Source organism: Aquifex sp. (genome assembly GCF_056494385.1).
In genome coordinates this window covers 1-16,436 of record NZ_JBSLZM010000097.1, presented here as the reverse complement: position 1 = coordinate 16,436, position 16,436 = coordinate 1, and the positions used below count along the sequence as shown (strand labels likewise).

The 16,436-nt window shown below is 42.7% G+C and carries 20 protein-coding genes and 3 tRNA genes; 8 read left to right on the top strand and 15 right to left on the bottom strand.

Annotated features, from left to right (window positions below; genetic code table 11):
* The first annotated feature begins 137 nt into the window (after window positions 1-137).
* Window positions 138-323, top strand: a complete 186-nt coding sequence (locus ACWB1W_RS07525) for a hypothetical protein (RefSeq protein ID WP_479370759.1) — start codon at window positions 138-140, stop codon at window positions 321-323.
* 62 nt (window positions 324-385) lie between these two features.
* Window positions 386-700 (top strand): IS200/IS605 family accessory protein TnpB-related protein, encoded by a 315-nt coding sequence (locus ACWB1W_RS07520; protein WP_479370758.1) that lies wholly within the window; start codon window positions 386-388, stop codon window positions 698-700.
* A gap of 78 nt (window positions 701-778) precedes the next feature.
* Here ACWB1W_RS07520 and ACWB1W_RS07515 read toward each other — a convergent pair whose 3' ends face one another.
* A complete protein-coding gene (locus ACWB1W_RS07515) occupies window positions 779-1,975 on the bottom strand; it encodes a hypothetical protein (RefSeq protein ID WP_479370757.1) in 1,197 nt (398 codons plus the stop codon).
* Window positions 1,972-2,406 (bottom strand): hemerythrin domain-containing protein, encoded by a 435-nt coding sequence (locus ACWB1W_RS07510; protein WP_479370756.1) that lies wholly within the window; start codon window positions 2,404-2,406, stop codon window positions 1,972-1,974. The genes ACWB1W_RS07515 and ACWB1W_RS07510 overlap by 4 nt, the downstream gene beginning before the upstream one ends.
* Before the next feature lie 59 nt (window positions 2,407-2,465).
* Between ACWB1W_RS07510 and ACWB1W_RS07505 the strand changes: the two genes are divergently transcribed.
* Window positions 2,466-3,119 (top strand): site-2 protease family protein, encoded by a 654-nt coding sequence (locus tag ACWB1W_RS07505; RefSeq protein WP_479370755.1) that lies wholly within the window; start codon window positions 2,466-2,468, stop codon window positions 3,117-3,119.
* Window positions 3,120-3,136: 17 nt separating this feature from the next.
* Window positions 3,137-4,012, top strand: a complete 876-nt coding sequence (locus tag ACWB1W_RS07500; protein WP_479370754.1) for a bile acid:sodium symporter — start codon at window positions 3,137-3,139, stop codon at window positions 4,010-4,012.
* Here ACWB1W_RS07500 and ACWB1W_RS07495 read toward each other — a convergent pair.
* The 3 genes from ACWB1W_RS07495 to thiO are packed head-to-tail and all read right to left on the bottom strand — an operon-like array spanning window position 3,971 to window position 5,702.
* Entirely contained in the window at window positions 3,971-4,225 is a 255-nt protein-coding gene (locus ACWB1W_RS07495; protein WP_479370753.1) for an AtpZ/AtpI family protein, read from the bottom strand. The genes ACWB1W_RS07500 and ACWB1W_RS07495 overlap by 42 nt on opposite strands.
* A complete protein-coding gene (locus tag ACWB1W_RS07490) occupies window positions 4,222-4,638 on the bottom strand; it encodes an archease (protein ID WP_479370752.1) in 417 nt (138 codons plus the stop codon). The genes ACWB1W_RS07495 and ACWB1W_RS07490 overlap by 4 nt, the downstream gene beginning before the upstream one ends.
* On the bottom strand, window positions 4,635-5,702 hold the full coding sequence (gene thiO / locus ACWB1W_RS07485) for a glycine oxidase ThiO (protein WP_479370751.1): 1,068 nt from the start codon (window positions 5,700-5,702) through the stop codon (window positions 4,635-4,637). The genes ACWB1W_RS07490 and thiO overlap by 4 nt, the downstream gene beginning before the upstream one ends.
* 47 nt (window positions 5,703-5,749) lie before the next feature.
* On the opposite strand from thiO, the gene gap reads away from it, so the two are divergent.
* A complete protein-coding gene (gene gap / locus ACWB1W_RS07480) occupies window positions 5,750-6,778 on the top strand; it encodes a type I glyceraldehyde-3-phosphate dehydrogenase (protein WP_479370750.1) in 1,029 nt (342 codons plus the stop codon).
* Here gap and ACWB1W_RS07475 read toward each other — a convergent pair.
* Genes ACWB1W_RS07475 through ACWB1W_RS07460 form a run of 4 tightly spaced genes read right to left on the bottom strand, consistent with a single transcriptional unit; the run spans window position 6,775 to window position 11,208 of the window.
* The gene (locus tag ACWB1W_RS07475; RefSeq protein ID WP_479370749.1) at window positions 6,775-8,301 is read right to left on the bottom strand and encodes a DHA2 family efflux MFS transporter permease subunit; all 1,527 of its coding nucleotides are present in this window, start codon (window positions 8,299-8,301) and stop codon (window positions 6,775-6,777) included. The genes gap and ACWB1W_RS07475 overlap by 4 nt on opposite strands.
* Window positions 8,298-9,422: an EmrA/EmrK family multidrug efflux transporter periplasmic adaptor subunit gene (locus ACWB1W_RS07470; RefSeq protein ID WP_479370748.1), complete on the bottom strand. Its 1,125-nt coding sequence runs from the start codon at window positions 9,420-9,422 to the stop codon at window positions 8,298-8,300. The genes ACWB1W_RS07475 and ACWB1W_RS07470 overlap by 4 nt, the downstream gene beginning before the upstream one ends.
* A complete protein-coding gene (locus ACWB1W_RS07465) occupies window positions 9,419-10,675 on the bottom strand; it encodes a TolC family protein (RefSeq protein WP_479370747.1) in 1,257 nt (418 codons plus the stop codon). The genes ACWB1W_RS07470 and ACWB1W_RS07465 overlap by 4 nt, the downstream gene beginning before the upstream one ends.
* Window positions 10,669-11,208, bottom strand: coding sequence for a TetR/AcrR family transcriptional regulator (locus ACWB1W_RS07460; RefSeq protein WP_479370746.1), 540 nt, complete (start codon window positions 11,206-11,208; stop codon window positions 10,669-10,671). Before ACWB1W_RS07460 ends, ACWB1W_RS07465 begins: the two co-directional genes overlap by 7 nt.
* Before the next feature lie 59 nt (window positions 11,209-11,267).
* Between ACWB1W_RS07460 and rimM the strand changes: the two genes are divergently transcribed.
* Both rimM and ACWB1W_RS07450 read left to right on the top strand, forming a co-directional pair.
* The gene (rimM, locus tag ACWB1W_RS07455; RefSeq protein WP_479370745.1) at window positions 11,268-11,762 is read left to right on the top strand and encodes a ribosome maturation factor RimM; all 495 of its coding nucleotides are present in this window, start codon (window positions 11,268-11,270) and stop codon (window positions 11,760-11,762) included.
* A 10-nt stretch (window positions 11,763-11,772) separates the two neighbouring features.
* Window positions 11,773-12,120, top strand: a complete 348-nt coding sequence (locus ACWB1W_RS07450; RefSeq protein ID WP_479370744.1) for a DUF6394 family protein — start codon at window positions 11,773-11,775, stop codon at window positions 12,118-12,120.
* On the opposite strand, the gene glmS is transcribed toward ACWB1W_RS07450, so the two are convergent.
* The 6 genes from glmS to ACWB1W_RS07420 all read right to left on the bottom strand — a co-directional run bounded on the left by glmS (window position 12,121) and on the right by ACWB1W_RS07420 (window position 14,680).
* Window positions 12,121-13,899: a glutamine--fructose-6-phosphate transaminase (isomerizing) gene (gene glmS / locus ACWB1W_RS07445; protein ID WP_479370743.1), complete on the bottom strand. Its 1,779-nt coding sequence runs from the start codon at window positions 13,897-13,899 to the stop codon at window positions 12,121-12,123.
* A 13-nt stretch (window positions 13,900-13,912) separates the two neighbouring features.
* Window positions 13,913-14,173, bottom strand: a complete 261-nt coding sequence (locus ACWB1W_RS07440; protein ID WP_479370742.1) for a hypothetical protein — start codon at window positions 14,171-14,173, stop codon at window positions 13,913-13,915.
* A 34-nt stretch (window positions 14,174-14,207) separates the two neighbouring features.
* On the bottom strand, window positions 14,208-14,393 hold the full coding sequence (locus ACWB1W_RS07435) for a hypothetical protein (RefSeq protein ID WP_479370741.1): 186 nt from the start codon (window positions 14,391-14,393) through the stop codon (window positions 14,208-14,210).
* Window positions 14,394-14,402: 9 nt separating this feature from the next.
* Window positions 14,403-14,478, bottom strand: a tRNA-Gly gene (locus tag ACWB1W_RS07430).
* A gap of 23 nt (window positions 14,479-14,501) precedes the next feature.
* A tRNA-Tyr gene (locus ACWB1W_RS07425) sits at window positions 14,502-14,586 on the bottom strand.
* Between the two features lie 21 nt (window positions 14,587-14,607).
* Window positions 14,608-14,680, bottom strand: a tRNA-Thr gene (locus ACWB1W_RS07420).
* 54 nt (window positions 14,681-14,734) lie between these two features.
* Between ACWB1W_RS07420 and ACWB1W_RS07415 the strand changes: the two genes are divergently transcribed.
* Window positions 14,735-16,297, top strand: a complete 1,563-nt coding sequence (locus ACWB1W_RS07415; RefSeq protein ID WP_479370740.1) for a hydantoinase B/oxoprolinase family protein — start codon at window positions 14,735-14,737, stop codon at window positions 16,295-16,297.
* Window positions 16,298-16,436: the final 139 nt, after the last annotated feature.

The following is a 16,436-nucleotide window of genomic DNA, read 5'->3' as shown; positions in this document are numbered from 1 at the left end:
TATTATTCAACCAGGAGAAAGCTCAGGAAGGTGGTTGAAAATGTCATCAGCTAAGAGGGTACTTACAATAAGGGGTTCGGGAAGAGAAAGAAAAGAAAAGAAGACTCAAACTCTTCGGAGAAGACCTTTACGTAGACGTGGGTCTATCAGCGGGAAATAGAAGAGATACAGGAGAATACAGAGCGGGTATTGACGTAGGACTTGACGAGCTTCTTGCGGTAGTTTACGAAAACCCTCAGCTAAGAAGCTTCATAGTATCAGGAAGAAAGAAGAACTTGAGTATCCGAAAGAAAAACTCAAAGAGCTTGAACTTAGGAGCATAGTTCTCTCTGCTCACAGGAGGAGGTGGATAGATACCCAGCTCCACAGGATAGCGAGGAAGGTGGTGGACATACTCTACGAGACGGGACACAAAGTCATCCACATAGGCAGAAACGCACTTGAAGGCAAGGACAGAATAAATCTCGGGAGGATAAACAACCAGAACTTTGGGTTTGTTCTTTTAAGGAAGCTTCTTAACCTTATCAAATACAAGGCTGAAGAGGCGGGAATGGAAGTGGTGGAGGTGGATGAAAGCTACACCTCCAGAACCTCACCCTTTGCGGACATAAAGACTCTTTTTGTCAAGCTCTGCAATCCCGTAAGGCTAAAGCTCATGGATCTCTTTTTCAAAGTAACCCCGAGTCCCTTCTCGGGATAGGGGGTAGTATTTATGGGTTGAGCCCGAGAACTGTAAAATCTAATCATTTGAATACATTCTATCCCTAATTTGCAGTTCTTAGGCACGTAACCTGTAGTATAGAAATACACCCCTTGATATGTTAAGGAGAAAGAGGACTGAATTAAGGATAAGCAGAATTAAAGGGAGAAGGTAAATTTTAAAGGGAATTAGAAGGAGGGAAAGTATAAAGGAAACGTGGAGATAAAAGTTTATCCATACGTATTTGGGTTTTATTACCTCGTGCATAGTGGGGGCTTTCGGGATTCCCTTTGTTGAGAGGTGCATCCATACGAGGAAGGGAATTATTCTATACATCATTGCCATGATTATGCTGAAGGCAAAAAGACCAAAAGTAATTAAGAAAACGAGGAAAAACCTATCCCTAAAAGGGTAATACATAGATGAGAGTGTAAGGAAGAACATCGCCAGATACCAAAGGTTTATAAGGGGATCCTTTATCTTTCTCCTCCTTGTAAATAGACGCTCAGTTGTGATAAACGCGTAAGCTATGAAAGAGAAAATGAGGATGACATCAATAAAAGGATTTTTAGGAAAGAAAGCCTTAAGAATTAATAGAAAGAACGCTGAGGGAGGTAAGTATCTGGTGATTAATCGGGGATAAGATTTGGTTACAAAAAACATCTCAACTACTTGGAAAGAAACACTCGCAACGAGAATTGTAGTCCAGCCAAAGAGCATAAAGCTGAGGTGGGTATCAAGAAGGTAGGCGTGGTTAATTCCCGCTCCGAAAGTCAGATTAAGAACGAGAAGCGTTGCAAATAGCAGTCCGATAATGAACGAGAGAAGGGCGAATATAAATCCCCTTGGGGCATCCCTCAAGTTTTCAACCCTCATAAGCTTATAAAGCATATGGGGAACTATGTATAAAAATCCCGAAATAAGGATAAGGTATCCCACGAGGGTTAGGAAAGGGCTGTTTAAGTAAAGCCCAAAGGTAAAGAGAAGCGTTCCGAGGTTCAAAAGAACATGAGTAATCGTCGCCTTTCTTAAGGAATTTTCTATAACTGCTCCCGCAACTACGGGAAGCATTTGGAATAGCGCTCCTATCATAGTGTTAGCCATAAAACCGAGGGTAAAGAGATGAACCGCAGGGGTTAGATTAAGGGATTTTTTAAGGTAGCTAAAGCATAAGAAAATGGAAAATACGTTAAGAAAAAGAAGTGCTGTTATAAAAAAGCGGGCTATTATACTGAAGGGTGGCAGGTATAAAAGGTTAAGTCCTCCGGGAATCATACCTTTCCCAGCTCCGCCATCTTACTGACCATTTCCTCGGGGTTAAGGTTCTGGTCCGACATAGGGTAGAGTATCTGCTCCTCCTTCATATTGTGCTGTTGAATGAGTATCATAAGGGACTCACCGAGGGATAAAAACTCATCCTTATTCCTGTTTTTCAGAGCTTTCTCCATTCTTTCTAAAAGCTCCCTTGCCTGATTGTGCTCCATCCTCATAACTTGGGTGGGTCCCATTACTATACCCGTTTTTTCTTCAAACTCGGGAAAGAGGATATCTTCCTCCTTCTTGAAGTGAAGAAGTGTTTTCTCCTTGAAATCTTTGAAGAGTCCTTCCGCCTTTTCCCAGTTTCCTTCCGAAACAGCTTTTTCAACTTCTGCGTATACGTTATCGCACTTCCTGTGTTCCTCCGTAAGATACTGCGTTATGTTCATTTCTTAACCTCCGTAAGTGAATGTTTATTTATAATATATGCTATACAATTAAAAGAACTATGTTTATGAGACCTGAGGACCTGATACTTACAATACCTGCCCTTATGGTTGCCGTTATTCTTCACGAGGTTGCCCACGGCTGGGTAGCCTACAAGATGGGTGATCCCACTCCGAAGGATGCAGGGAGACTTACCATAAATCCCATACCCCATATAGATCCCCTCGGAACAATAATACTTCCAGGGCTTCTTATGCTGATCGGGTCTCCCATTCTGTTCGGATGGGCAAAACCTGTTCCCATAAACCCTTACAACTTCAGGGACCTAAGAAAAGGTGTGTTTCTTGTATCAATAGCCGGGGTGACTGCCAACTTCTCACTCGCCGTTCTGTTCGGAGTTACGAACAGGATTCTTAGGGAAATTCTCCCTCTCGTTCCTCCCGAGATAGGTAAGTTTCTCCTCATTCCACTTATGATATTCACGACTAAAGCCGTGTTGATAAACCTTGTTCTCGGCCTTTTTAACGCACTTCCCATTCCTCCCCTTGACGGAAGCAAGGCGGTTATGAGCTTTCTTTCTTACAAATACTGGGAAATGTTTTATAGGTTTGAGCAGTACGGCTTTCTCATAATAACCGTGCTTCTCCTTACGGGAGTTCTCCAGAGCATAATACTCCCTCCCCTCGTATTTCTATACAGGCTTATACTGGGATGAAGCGGGATATAAGCTTTTTGTTTATACTTACAGTTTTTTCCCTGGGCGGAATACTCTTTCCCGAATTCTTTAAAAACTTTAAAGGTTGGATAGTTCCCTTACTTACCCTGATTATGCTATCAATGGGGCTAACCCTAACACCCGAAGACTTCAGAAATGTATTTAAAAGACCCTTTGCTGTCTTTTACGGTGCCTTTCTTCAGTTCACAATTATGCCCCTTTCCGCCTATCTTCTTTCAAAACTGTTCAAGCTTCCCCCCGAGTTATTTGTCGGTGTTGTTCTCGTTGGTTCCGCACCCGGGGGAACCGCTTCCAACCTCATAACATACCTCTCCCGAGGAGACCTTTCCTACTCCATATCAATGACAACAGTATCAACCCTGAGTTCTCCCATCTTCACACCTCTCTGGACCTACATACTCGCAGGTAAATACGTGGAAGTTCCTTTTATACCGATGGCGGAGACAACTTTAAGGATTATCGTTCTCCCCGTTCTTCTCGGTATGGTCCTGAGATACTTCTTCAGAAGACATATGAAGCACGTTGAAACCTTCCTCCCATACGTGGCTATATTCTCAATCTCCCTAATAATAGCGACGATTTTTGCGATAAACTATACCGTCCTTAAAAAAATTAGTCTCTTAATCGTTATCGTAGTTCTTGTACATAACCTTTTGGGATTTGCCCTCGGTTATACCTTCGGTGTCCTCGCAGGACTTGACAGAAAAATGGCAAAAACCCTTTCAATAGAAGTAGGTATGCAGAACTCGGGACTTTCCGCTGTTCTTGCGGTTAAATACTTCTCAAAGGTTTCTGCCCTTCCCTCCGCAGTTTTCAGCCTCTCCCAGAACTTAATCGGAGTCCTTTTTTCCTTCTTTTTCAGGAGGGTTTAAATCCCTCATTACTCTTTTTAGATCAACGTAGGCGTTCTTAAACCCCGCTATTATTCCTATAAAGAAGAAAAACATCAAACCCCAGGGTTTTGTGCTTAGACCGAACCAGTTTTCCATAGCCCAGTCAAAGCCAAAACCTACAAGCACACCTGCTATAATTCCACCAACTACGTTTAAACCTACTGTAAGGGCGATAAAATACCTACCGTTCATATGTCAAAAATTACCTCCGCCTCGTAGTGGTTGTTCTCCTTTTCCACCTTTAGCCTGTGGTATGTGGCGGCCTTAATAACGAGCTTTGAAGGGTGCTTCCGGGGGTTGTAGGTCTCACCCCTCAGTTTTACCTTTACAAAATCATCCTTAAGTTCAAGAACCTCACACTCGGAAGCTACGAAGTGTTTACTCTCGTGAAGAACCAGAGCCTCGTTTATTATGTCGGCAAGGAGAAAGGGCATAACGTTACTCGCCTCTATCACGTGTTCTTCTTTCGGCTCAACTTTCTCTATATCTGTTATCTCGTTAAAGGTAGCAAGAAGTGCGGAACAAAACAGGGAAGGTAAATCCTTAGCCCTCACCCTTATTCCCGCATCCGCGGTTATGTCGTATACGGGCTCATATTCTATCATGTCTCCCCCTTAAATCTGTAAGGTGAGAACACTTTAAAGAACTCGGAAACCTCGTTGGTGTCTATTAGCCTTAAGGCAACCTTTGCGGTTGCGGGAGCAAGGAGTATTCCATTCCTGTAGTGTCCTCCGTAAACCGAGAAGTTCTCACCGAAGTAAAAGACTGGCATCTCGTCGGGTGTCCCCGGTCTGAAGCCGACTCTCACCTCAAGGAGCTCCGCATCAGAAAGGGAAGGAACAACCTCTATGGCTCCCCCGGAGAGCTTTGACAAGCCTCCGAGGGTTTTCCTGTGGTCAAAGCCTGCCTCTTCCGTGGTTGCACCTATGAGGAGGTCCTTCTCTCTGGGTATTATGTAGGCTTTACTTGAGTATATAACGTAATCCTTTATAGGTGCCTCAACTCTTAAGATTTGACCCTTTACGGGGTAAACGGGAAATCTGAAGTGTTCTTTTAGCCACGAGCCGGTAGCAAAAACGTAGTAGTCCGCGGTAAACTCATTAAAGAAGGTGTAAACCTTTTCAACTTTGTCCCCTTCCCGCAATACTCTCAGAACGTCTTCTCTTACAAATTTTCCCCCTAAGTTTTCTACAGCTCTGTATAGGGCTTCCATAAGCTCTTCCGTATCAACGTTTCCCTCATCCCCGTATATAACCCCGTATCTAACGTCTTCGGTTATGTAGGGAAACTCTTTGAGAAGCTCGCCACCCTCGTAAGAAACTACGTTTTGACAATATGTCTGTGTATATTCCTTAACGTCACGCTTGAGCTTTTCCTCTTCCTCTTCAGTAAGGGCTATCCTGAGGATTCCCTGAGAGAAAAAGACGTTCCTCTTCGAAACGTCTTTGAGTATATCAAGATACTCACTCCAAAGCTTTAGGCTATCTACGGAGAACCTTAAGAAATCCCCTTTTAGTCCTTCGGAAAAGGGGGCAAGCATCCCTCCCGCTACCCAGGAAGCTCCTTCCTTCTCGTCTCTTACTATCACCTTTACGTTGTGCCCCGCAAGGAGGAGTTCAAGGGCTATAGAAAGTCCTATAACACCACCGCCTACCACAAGTATGTCCATACTAACTATTATAGGTATAGGAAAGGCCTTTATAATTATTTAACACTATGGGTATAAAGGTAGGCATAAACGGATTCGGTAGGATAGGGAGGAGCTTCTTCAGGGCATCCTGGGGAAGGGAAGAAATAGAAATAGTAGCGATAAACGACCTTACAGACGCAAATCAGCTCGCACACCTTTTAAAGTACGACTCTGTTCACGGGATATTTAAAGGAGACGTTGAAGCAAAAAAAGACACCCTTGTTGTTGAGGGAAAGGAAATTAAGGTGTTTGCCCAGAAGGACCCTTCTCAGATACCTTGGGGAGACTTGGGAGTTGATATCGTTATTGAGGCTACCGGTGTGTTCAGGGATCGTGAGAACGCGTCAAAGCACCTTCAAGGGGGAGCCAAGAAAGTAATAATAACCGCCCCTGCGAAAAATCCCGATATAACAGTTGTTCTCGGAGTGAATGAAGAAAAGTACAACCCTAAGGAACATAACATAGTCTCAAACGCTTCCTGCACAACGAACTGCCTTGCACCCTGCGTGAAGGTTCTAAATGAAGCCTTCGGGATTGATAGGGGATACATGGTTACGGTCCATGCGTACACAAACGACCAGAGACTACTGGACCTACCCCACAAGGACTTGAGGAGGGCAAGGGCTGCAGCTATTAACATAGTTCCGACAACCACCGGAGCGGCTAAGGCTATAGGAGAGGTTATTCCGGAACTGAAAGGAAAACTTGACGGAACCGCAAGGAGGGTTCCCGTTCCCGACGGTTCACTCATAGATCTAACGGTTGTTGTAAATAAAGCTCCTTCTTCGGTTGAGGAGGTTAACGAAAGGTTTAAGGAAGCAGCCGAAAAGTATAAGAACAGCGGAAAGGTTTACCTAAAGGAAGTTCTTCAGTATTGTGAAGACCCCATAGTATCAACGGATATAGTGGGAAATCCCCACTCCGCTATATACGATGCACCTCTTACTCAAGTTATCGGCAATCTGGTTCACATAGCCGCTTGGTATGACAACGAGTGGGGATACTCCTGCAGACTCAGGGACCTCGTTATATACATGGCGGAAAGGGGTATTTAACCCCTTTCCCTCTTAATTAAACCCTCAATAAAGAGGTAAAAAACGGGAAAACTTCCGAGCACACCCCAAAGCCCCGCAATGAAAAAGGTTTCCCTGAAAGCGTCGGAAAGTGCGTATAAGAGTTCAACCTTATAAAATAACGCCTTTGCTTTTTCTTCGGTTATCCAGAGAAGAAAGCTTAGTTTCTGAATTAAAAGGGAAACCATGTGGTAATTTTGTATTTCAGTTATTCTGTCAAAGTTTTCCCATAGGCTTCTTTGAAGGTCATTTGTAGCGAGTGCCGTGCCGAAAGAACCCCCTACAAACCTTATGTAATGCATAAGACTGACTCCCAGTGTAGTGAAATCTCCGAGTTTCTTTAATGCCAAGTTCGTAACAGGGGCAAAGAAAAACCCGAGGCCTATCCCTACCGCTATTAGCTTTATAGATGCGTTCCAGGAAGGTGTGAAGTAATCAAATTTAGGAAGAAAGTAAAGGGTTGAAAGTAGGTAAACGGCTACTGCAAAGTATAGGGGTATTCTCTCGGAGAGCTTATCGCTCAAAATACCCGCAACGGGTGAAGAAACCCCAACCGCAAGAGCCAAAGGAAGTATATGAAGACCTGTCCGGAAGGTCGGAAGTTCCTTAAGGTGCTCAAAATACAAGGGTATTAAGTAAAAGACCTGATACATTGAGAAACCCAAAAGTAAGAAATAAACTAAAAAAGCTACGACAAACTCCTTTATCCTGAATATACGAGGGTCTATTAGCTTATTCTTAGAAACAGATTCCGAGATTAAAAAGAGAAGGAAAGTAATTACACTCAGGAAGGTAAGCTTTCCTATAAATTCGGAAGAAAACCAACCGTATTGTTGACCCTTGGATAGAACTATAAGTAAAGAAACGGTGGAGACTGAAATAAAAAAGAAGGAAACGAAGTTAAGCCTTATTTTATGGGAAGGCTTGTGCTCGGGAAGAAAGAAAAGTGCATAGGCGAAGTTTATTATCCCTATGGGAACGTTTATGTAGAACACCCACCGCCACTCTATATGTTCGGTAATCCAGCCACCGAGTGTTGGCCCGAGTGCAGGAGCAAAGCTAACCCCAAGACCGTATATACCCATAGCGAGCCCTCTTTTCTGTGGTGGGTATGCGGTAAAGAGCATAGCCTCTGCACTAACTATGATTAAAGCCTCTCCGAAGCCCTGAAAAACCCTTGCGGTTATCATCCATGCAAGAGATTGAGCATTCCCTGCAAAGAACGAAGCGGTTGTAAATAGAAAGAGCCCACTAAGAAAGACCTTCTTCAGTCCTACCTTCGTTTCCAACCATTCAACGAGGAGTATAGCGGTTGCCGCTGCGGTCATGTATGCGGTTATCACCCATTGAACCCCGTAAAGGTCCGTTGATAGCGGAGCCATGAGCTTGGGAACGATAACGTCAACGATGGTCGTATCAAGGATAGCCATAAACACGCCCGTGAGAAGTGAGACCGTGAGTATTACCCTCTGGGTTGGTGTAATCTTTTCGTATAGCTCGCTCACCTTTCCCTCCTTATCTCAACCTCGCCTCCCATTCCAACCCTTAAAAGCCTTACATCTCCCTTAGTTATCCTTATCTTCACGGGTATCCTTTGGACGACCTTCGTAAACTCTCCTGCGGAAACATCCCTGGGGACTAACGCAAAGGTTGCAGCGGAAGCCGGGGAAATCTCTTCAACAACCCCCTCAAAAACCTTATCGGGATAAGCATCAAGACGAACGTAGGCTTTACTTCCCTTTTTGACTCCCTCAAGCTTTGTTTCCTCAAGTAGAACTTCTATGTAAAAACTCTTAGGGTCTATCAGGGCAAAAGCAGGCTGTCCGGCCCTCACAACGTCTCCTTCACTTATGAAGCGTTTCGCTACAACCCCTTCAAATGGAGCGGTTAGGCGGGTATCCTCCAGTTTCTTTTTTGCAATATCCTTCCTTCTTTCAAGAGCTTTAATCTCCTCCGAAAGGCTTTTTAATTTCTTCTCAATCTCTTCAACGCTTTTAAAAGCATTCTTTACAAGCTCAACACCTTCTAAAGCTCTTCTATAAGAAATCTTAAGTTTCTCAAGTTTCTTGCTTAAATACTTTCTCTCCTCAAAAACAACCTTATACTCCGTATCAATACCCTCAAACCTTCTCCTCGGTATTAACCCATCTTGAAATAGGGCTTTGTATCGCTCTCTATCTCTTTTCAAAAGCTCAAGTTTTATATCTATTTCCTTTAGTTTCTTCCTTAGAGCTTCTATCTCTTTCTTCACTTCTGAAGCGGCAAGTTTTGCAGTTTTTAGCTTAATTTTTAACTCCTTTTCAAGTTTTTCTTTTTTTATTTCAAGGGCCTTCTTTTTCTCCTTTAAAGCGGAAAGTTTCCTTGCAAGACTCTTAAGCTCAAGCTCGTAGTATTCGGGGTCAAGCTCTGCGAGAACCTCACCTTTCTTAACAAAATCTCCTAAATTCTTGTGAACCTTTAAAACCTTTCCCGGAACGTTAAAGGAAAGGTAAGATAATCTTTCAGCTCTAACAAACACCGCGTTACTTACCGCATACTCCATTCTGTGCTTTATCCAGAGAAATGCGTAAACTGAGAAGACGAGCGTTATTAGAACCAAAATACTTACTCCTACCCATTTCTTCATATCTCTCCTCCTATTAATCCGGAAGCCTCCAGAAGTTTTAAGTAGTTCTCATAAACTTCGTATCTCGCGAGAACGAGCCTTTTTCTCGCAGCGGTTAGCCTGGCTTCAGCGGTTATAAGGTCCGTATGGGAGATGAGCTGATTTTTATACTGCCCGAGTGCTAATCTGTAGTGTTCTTCGGCGTATCTGAGGGATTCTTTGGCAACCTGCAGTCTTACGCGTGCATTTTCAAGCCTCTCGTATGCAGTTTTAACCTCAAGTTCTATTAGCTTCTTTAGGTCTTCCAGTTCGTTAATGAGTTTTAAAACAAGTTCCTTTTTTGCCTTCATATCGTAGTAAGGCCTTATACCCTGAAAGTTTGCCAAAATCCCCAAAGAGAGCGTGGTAATACCCTTGGGCTCAAGAACGGGATTTCTATCTGTGTAATCGTAAGAAACTCTCACGAAAACACTCGGCAAAAACCCATCCAGGCTTATCTTTTCTTCCTTTTTCGCAATTTCAATTAACTTTCTGTAAATTTTAATCTCTCTCCTGTTTTTTAAAGCGGTTTTTACATACTCTTCAGGAGTTCCCAATTGAAGATTTATCTCGGGTTTTTTAAGTTTTTTTAACCTTTCCTCCGGAATTCCCGTCAGCCTGCTAAGGTTAAAGAGGGCTATTCTGTAGTCCGATTTCGCCCTCTCAAGCTTCGCTTTAACCTCCGAAAGTCTCACCTTAGCTTCCAGGATATCAGCAAAGGCAACAAGTCCTTTCTCGTATAACGCCTTTGCGAGCTTGTAGTGGGAGCTTACAGCTTCATACTCCTTTTGGTATGTTTCAATAATCTCCTTCGCCCTCAGGACGTTCAGATATGCGATACCCACTTCAAGAAGAAGCTTCCTCTTTTTCCTTTCGTAATTTAGTTTCTCAATATCTCTTTTATCCCTTGCTATGCTTACGGCCCTTTCCCTTTTCCCGAAGTCGTATATGAGCTCAGTAAGGCTTACGGAAAAGACTTTAAACCGTTTTTTTGAAAACTCTATATTTACGGGAAAATTTATATCAAATTTTTGTTTTGCAGTTTGATAATTATGAGAGTAATTTATTGAAAACCGGGGAAGATACAGATTTTTATAGGCTTTCAATTCGTATTCCGATGAAATTATAGCTCTCTTCTGAGCTTTTAATAAAAAGTTATTCTTTAACGTTTCCCTCCATAAATCTCTCAAATCAAGGGAAAAAATAAAGGAGAATAAGAAAAGAATTATTAACATTCCCTTCCCTCCGTTATTCTCTCCAGTCCACGTTTTACGTAATTCTTTATAAACTCTTTTTCCCTTCTTTCCTTTATCACGTATTCAAGGATAATCTGTCTTATGAACCCGAGGATTATATCGCTCAGAAGTTCTTTCTCATTTCCCTCAAGAAGTTCCTTTATACCTTCCTTTACCCCTCCTGTTTTCTCAAAGTAAAGCTTTCTAAAATCCTCACCGCAAGAAATAGCCTGAAAAAGAAAGATATTCACTATATCCCTTTCTTCGTAAAGTTTCTCAACGAGTTCAAGTATGAAACCTATAAGTCCATTCTTTCCGCCTACATTTTTCCATTTCTCAAGGCTTTTCATAATTTCAGTATGTATTCTTTCTATAAGCTCTTTAAAAACTTCGTCTTTACTCTTAAAGTAAAAGTAAAAGGCTCCCTTTGATAGTCCTACCGTCTTTACTATCTCCTCAACACTCGTTCCGTAGTATCCCTTTTCGGAAAAAAGCCTTTTGGCTGAAAGTAGTATTTTCTCTTTCGTATCCATAGTTAGAAATTTACATACCGACCGGTCGGTATGCAAGAGGGGAAATAATTTTTAATAATATGGAGTGCGTGGTTATAGGAAAGGTTCTTGATACTTTCGGTCTTGAAGGAGAACTAAAGGTTCTTCCCTACATGCCTCTTGATTTTTTTGAAAACCTTGAGAGGGTTTACCTCAAAAGAAAGGGAGGTGATTATGTTCCTTTTGAGGTTGAGTGGGTAGATTTTATGAACGATAAAGTGATACTGAAGCTAAAGGGATACGATTCCATAGAAGAGGCTGAACAGTTCAGGGGAGCTAAGATATTTCTCCCTAAGGAAGAACTTCCCGAACTCGGGGAAGATGAGTTTTACGCCTACGAACTCGTAGGTATGCAAGTAGAAACGGACAAGGGAAAAAAACTCGGGAAAGTCTCAAGGGTTCAGGATATGGGTCCTTATGACGTTCTCGTTCTTGAAGGGGATAAACTCATGATTCCCTTTGTTTCGGATATAGTTAGGGATATTAAAAAAGAGGAGGGAAAAATTATAGTTAAAGAGGAACTCCTTCCTGTTTAAAATCGTAATAATGATGAAGCTAAGGAAGATACTGACTCACTTTTTTATTCTTATGGCTCTCACAACAAATATAAGCTTTATAGTAAGCCCGAATCCCTACGAACTTGTTCTCACAATATCAATGAATCTATTCGCAACAATACTCAAGATGGGCGAGGGAAGGATACTCTCAAACGAGCTTATGGCTTCCAGCTTGGTTGCTGACCTTCACCTTATACCCGCAGGTTTTATTTACTTCTTAGGGGATAAAGAGGAAGCAATAGGGCTTGCCATGGGAGCCCTTGCAGCAAACGTTATTTCCATAATTCTCGGAATTATAGAAACTATTCTCGCCACATTTGTTGAGGAAGAGGAGTAGTCACTCCACTGTAACAGTTTTTGCCAAGTTTCTCGGTTGGTCTACATCAAGACCGAGCTTGCTCGCTATGAAGTAGGCAAGGAGCTGGAGGGGAACAACGGTTAAGAAAGGTGTTGTTGGTTCTTCTGTTTTCGGAATCTCTATGAAATCTTTTGATTTTTCCTTTAACACTTTGTCCCCTTTAAAGCCTACGGATATAACTGTTCCTTTTCTCGCAAGAACCTCTTCAAGGTTTGAGAGCATCTTCTCGTAAACTCTGTCCCGGGGAGCTATCGCCACTACGGGCACGTTTTCGTCTATGAGTGCTATCGGGCCGTGTTTCATCTCTCCGGCGGGGTATCCTTCCGCGTGTATGTAGGAAATTTCCTTAAGTTTAAGAGCCCCTTCAAGGGCTATAGGGTAGTTTAGATACCTTCCCAGGTATAGGAAGTCCTTCTTCTTTAGGTATTTTTCCGAAGTTTTTTCAATTTCCTCAGCGGAATTAAGAGTATTCTCTATAAGTGAGGGAACTTTTTCAAGGTATTTAAGAAGAGTTTCCCTTTCCTCGTTTTCTCTTACCGCAAGTGCGTATAAAACAGTAAGCTGAGCGGTGAAGGTTTTAGTTGCAGCCACACCTATTTCGGGTCCCGCATGGGTGTAAAGGGTATAGTCTGACTCCCTATCTATGGCACTTCCGACTACATTAACAAGACCCACTGTAAAAGCTCCCTTTTCTTTTGCGTGCTGGAGCGCGAACTTCGTATCTATCGTCTCTCCCGATTGAGATATACCTATAACGAGGTCCTTATCGAATATGGGAATGTCCGCATACCGGAATTCGGAGGCGTATATAACTTCAACGGGAACTTCGGAAAATCTCTCAATCCAGTATTTACCTACGAGTCCTGCGTGATATGAAGTTCCGCAGGCTATTATGAGAATTCTCCTGAAGTCTTTTAAGCTAAATGGAATAGTTTCCTCAGTAGAGAGAAAACCTTTTATCGTATCGTTTACAGCCTTAGGCTGTTCGTATATTTCCTTTAACATAAAGTGTTTAAAGCCTCCTTTTTCCGCAGAAATTAGGTCCCATGGGGCAATCATTATTTCCTTGGATACGGGCTCACCGTTAAAGTTGTAAACGTTTACACTATCCGGTCTTACATCCACTATCTGCCCGTCATCAAGAACTATTATCTTCCTTGTGTAAGGGAGTATAGCAGGGATATCCGAAGCTAAGAAGTTTTCTCCTTTTCCGAGACCAACAATTAAGGGACTTCCGCTCTTTACACCTATTATGCGATTCGGCTCGTGAATGGTTATCACCGCAAAGGCAAAGGAACCTTTTAATTCCTTTACCGCTTTCAATACGGCCTCAAGGAGATCTCCTTTGTAGTTTTTAGCTATCAGGTGAGCTATAACTTCTGTATCGGTGTCGGACCTGAACTTAACCCCTTCACTTTTTAACTTTTCCCTAAGTTCTATATAGTTCTCTATAATCCCGTTGTGGACTACGGCAAACTCGCCTTTTTCATCGGTATGGGGATGAGCGTTTTCATCGGTCGGTTTTCCGTGAGTTGCCCATCTCGTATGTCCTATGCCCGTGTGGGCCTTATAATTTTTACCCCATAAACTTCTAACAAGTTCTCTTATCTTTCCCTTTTTTTTCTCAACTACGAGTTTACCATCCTCTATAAGTGCAACACCGGCAGAATCATAACCTCTGTATTCAAGTCTTTCGAGAGCTCCTATAATCACGGGAAGGGCTAAGTCCCTCCCAGTATATCCCACTATACCGCACATAAGTTTTAGTTTATCAGGTGAAGAAATCTTCTAAAGCTTCGAGTATGGCTTTATCTTCTGTTTTATACTCCCCCTTTTCCAGGAGTTCTTTTATTCTCTCAACCCTTTTATCAGTATTCTCTTTTACTTCTTTTTGGGAAAGCTCTTTAGCAAGCTCCGAGATTGTTAACTTATACTCCTCCCTTATTTCCTTTTCCTTATGTTTCCTTTCTTCCGTTTTTCCCTTCTCCGTGAGGAAGCTTATAAGACGGTATAAGCTTACCCTGTCTACCATTCCTAATTAATTATATCGGTTGTTGTGGGTGATTTTACAGCTCCTCAAAATATCTTCTGATTCTTTTCTGTTCCCTTTTGTACTTTACGTAGTAGTAGAGTATCACTCCTAACACAACGAGAAGTATAAAGGGAATAAGGGTTATGCCTATGATTAGAGAAATAGCTAAAAGAAAACCTATTATGAATCCTGCAAAGAAAGAAAGGAAACATTGCATCATAGGTAATTATGGAGCGGGCGACGGGACTCGAACCCGCGACCTGCGGCTTGGAAGGCCGCTGCTCTACCAACTGAGCTACGCCCGCTTGTACTTGTAAATATTATAACATGGAGGGGGCAGGATTCGAACCTGCGCAGGGCGGACGCCCGGGGGATTTACAGTCCCCTGCCTTTGGCCGCTCGGCCACCCCTCCTTGCATCCTGCCCCAAGTCCAAGCTGGCGGCGGGACTCGAACCCGCGCCCACGGGATTACAAATCCCGCGCTCTGCCAACTGAGCTACGCCAGCTCTTATCACACGTGCCAATATATTATTGTATAAATAGCTGACAGAGGTGTCAAGATGGATAAAGTCCCTTTACTGCTTGAGGTCTTCAAGAACGCCTTCAGCTCGGTAGCGGAAGAGATGGGATTGGTTCTACAAAGAACGGCATTTTCCCCGAACATTAAGGAAAGAAGGGACTTCTCCTGTGCGATATTTGATAAAGAGGGAAACCTAATAGCTCAGGCAGCCCACATTCCCGTTCACCTGGGTTCTATGCCAAGTTCGGTAAAGACAGCGATAAAAAAACACACATTTGAAGAAGGGGATATGGTTGTATTAAACGACCCATATATGGGAGGAACTCACCTCCCCGATATAACCCTTGTTGCCCCTGTATTTTATAAAGGGGAAATTGTTTTCTTCGTTGCAAACAGAGCCCACCATGCGGACGTGGGAGGCTCAAGTGCAGGTTCAATGCCCATATCAACAAGTATATTCCAGGAGGGGTTAATAATTCCTCCCTTGAAGATGTTAAAAAAGGGAGTAATAAACGAAGACTTTATGGAAGTGTTTTTAAGAAACGTCCGAACCCCCGAGGAAAGAGAAGGAGATTTTAAAGCTCAGATAATGGCAAACATAATGGGAATAAAAAGACTGAAAGAGCTTATTGAGAAAGAAGGACTTGAGAAGGTAAACTTTTACGCAAAAGAATTAATAAGTTATTCCGAGAGGTATATGAGAGAGAGAATAAAGAAGTTACCGAAAGGTGTTTACGAATTTGAGGACTACATGGAAGATGACGGGTATGAAGGAAGAGACATAAAGATAAAATTAAGGTTAAAGGTAGAAAAAGATAAAATAATTTTTGACTTTACAGAGTCTGATCCTCAAACGAAAGGAGGAATAAACACTGTTAAGTCTATAACCGAATCAGCTGTATACTACTCAGTAATAGCCTTACTCGGTAGAGATATACACATAAACGAGGGTTACTTTAAACCCATAGAGGTAATAACGAAAAAAGGAACGGTTGTTGATGCAGAGTTTCCGGCGGGTGTTGCAGGTGGAAACGTAGAAACTTCCCAAAGGATTGTTGACGTTGTTCTGGGAGCATTTTCAAAGGTTATTCCCGAAGAAGTTCCTGCAGCAAGTCAAGGAACCATGAACAACATAGCCGTGGGCGGAATAAATCCCGAAGACGGAAAGCCCTTTACCTATTACGAGACCATAGGCGGGGGAATGGGAGCGAGTGCAAAAGGAGACGGCGAGAGTGCCGTTCACTCCCACATGACGAACACGATGAATACGCCCATAGAGGCCCTTGAACATCACTATCCTGTCCTCGTGAGAGAATACTCAATAAGAAAAAACTCGGGTGGTGAAGGACTTTATAAAGGCGGGGACGGGATAGTGAGGGAGTATGAGTTCTTAACAGAGGTTGAGGTTACTGTTCTTTCAGAAAGAAGGAGGCTTTCTCCATACGGACTTTTCGGGGGAGAACCGGGAAAACCCGGGAAAAACCTAATTATCACCGAAGGAAAGATGAAGGAGATGTCCTCAAAGTTTTACACGACGCTTAAAAAGGGAGATAGACTTAGGATAGAAACACCGGGAGGAGGCGGATATCTGAGGAAGGAATGAGAAAGGCAACTATTGACGTGGGAAACACTACAGTAGACATACTTATATGGAACAAAGACAAACCCGAAAAGTTTTTAAAGCTCTCTCACGAAGAGTTCAAGAAGCTTGAACCTATAAACCTTCCGGCGGTAGTTGTTTC

What these genes read in the sequence shown, in the direction of transcription:
- gap (WP_479370750.1), top strand. Translation starts at nt 5,750, where the DNA reads ATGGGTATAAAGGTAGGCATAAACGGATTCGGTAGGATAGGGAGGAGC.
- ACWB1W_RS07510 (WP_479370756.1), bottom strand. Translation starts at nt 2,406, where the DNA reads ATGAACATAACGCAGTATCTTACGGAGGAACACAGGAAGTGCGATAAC.
- ACWB1W_RS07415 (WP_479370740.1), top strand. Translation starts at nt 14,735, where the DNA reads ATGGATAAAGTCCCTTTACTGCTTGAGGTCTTCAAGAACGCCTTCAGC.
- ACWB1W_RS07440 (WP_479370742.1), bottom strand. Translation starts at nt 14,173, where the DNA reads ATGGTAGACAGGGTAAGCTTATACCGTCTTATAAGCTTCCTCACGGAG.
- ACWB1W_RS07465 (WP_479370747.1), bottom strand. Translation starts at nt 10,675, where the DNA reads ATGTTAATAATTCTTTTCTTATTCTCCTTTATTTTTTCCCTTGATTTG.
- ACWB1W_RS07470 (WP_479370748.1), bottom strand. Translation starts at nt 9,422, where the DNA reads ATGAAGAAATGGGTAGGAGTAAGTATTTTGGTTCTAATAACGCTCGTC.
- ACWB1W_RS07435 (WP_479370741.1), bottom strand. Translation starts at nt 14,393, where the DNA reads ATGATGCAATGTTTCCTTTCTTTCTTTGCAGGATTCATAATAGGTTTT.
- glmS (WP_479370743.1), bottom strand. Translation starts at nt 13,899, where the DNA reads ATGTGCGGTATAGTGGGATATACTGGGAGGGACTTAGCCCTTCCCGTG.
- thiO (WP_479370751.1), bottom strand. Translation starts at nt 5,702, where the DNA reads ATGGACATACTTGTGGTAGGCGGTGGTGTTATAGGACTTTCTATAGCC.
- ACWB1W_RS07515 (WP_479370757.1), bottom strand. Translation starts at nt 1,975, where the DNA reads ATGATTCCCGGAGGACTTAACCTTTTATACCTGCCACCCTTCAGTATA.
- rimM (WP_479370745.1), top strand. Translation starts at nt 11,268, where the DNA reads ATGGAGTGCGTGGTTATAGGAAAGGTTCTTGATACTTTCGGTCTTGAA.
- ACWB1W_RS07490 (WP_479370752.1), bottom strand. Translation starts at nt 4,638, where the DNA reads ATGATAGAATATGAGCCCGTATACGACATAACCGCGGATGCGGGAATA.
- ACWB1W_RS07505 (WP_479370755.1), top strand. Translation starts at nt 2,466, where the DNA reads ATGTTTATGAGACCTGAGGACCTGATACTTACAATACCTGCCCTTATG.
- ACWB1W_RS07450 (WP_479370744.1), top strand. Translation starts at nt 11,773, where the DNA reads ATGATGAAGCTAAGGAAGATACTGACTCACTTTTTTATTCTTATGGCT.
- ACWB1W_RS07460 (WP_479370746.1), bottom strand. Translation starts at nt 11,208, where the DNA reads ATGGATACGAAAGAGAAAATACTACTTTCAGCCAAAAGGCTTTTTTCC.
- ACWB1W_RS07495 (WP_479370753.1), bottom strand. Translation starts at nt 4,225, where the DNA reads ATGAACGGTAGGTATTTTATCGCCCTTACAGTAGGTTTAAACGTAGTT.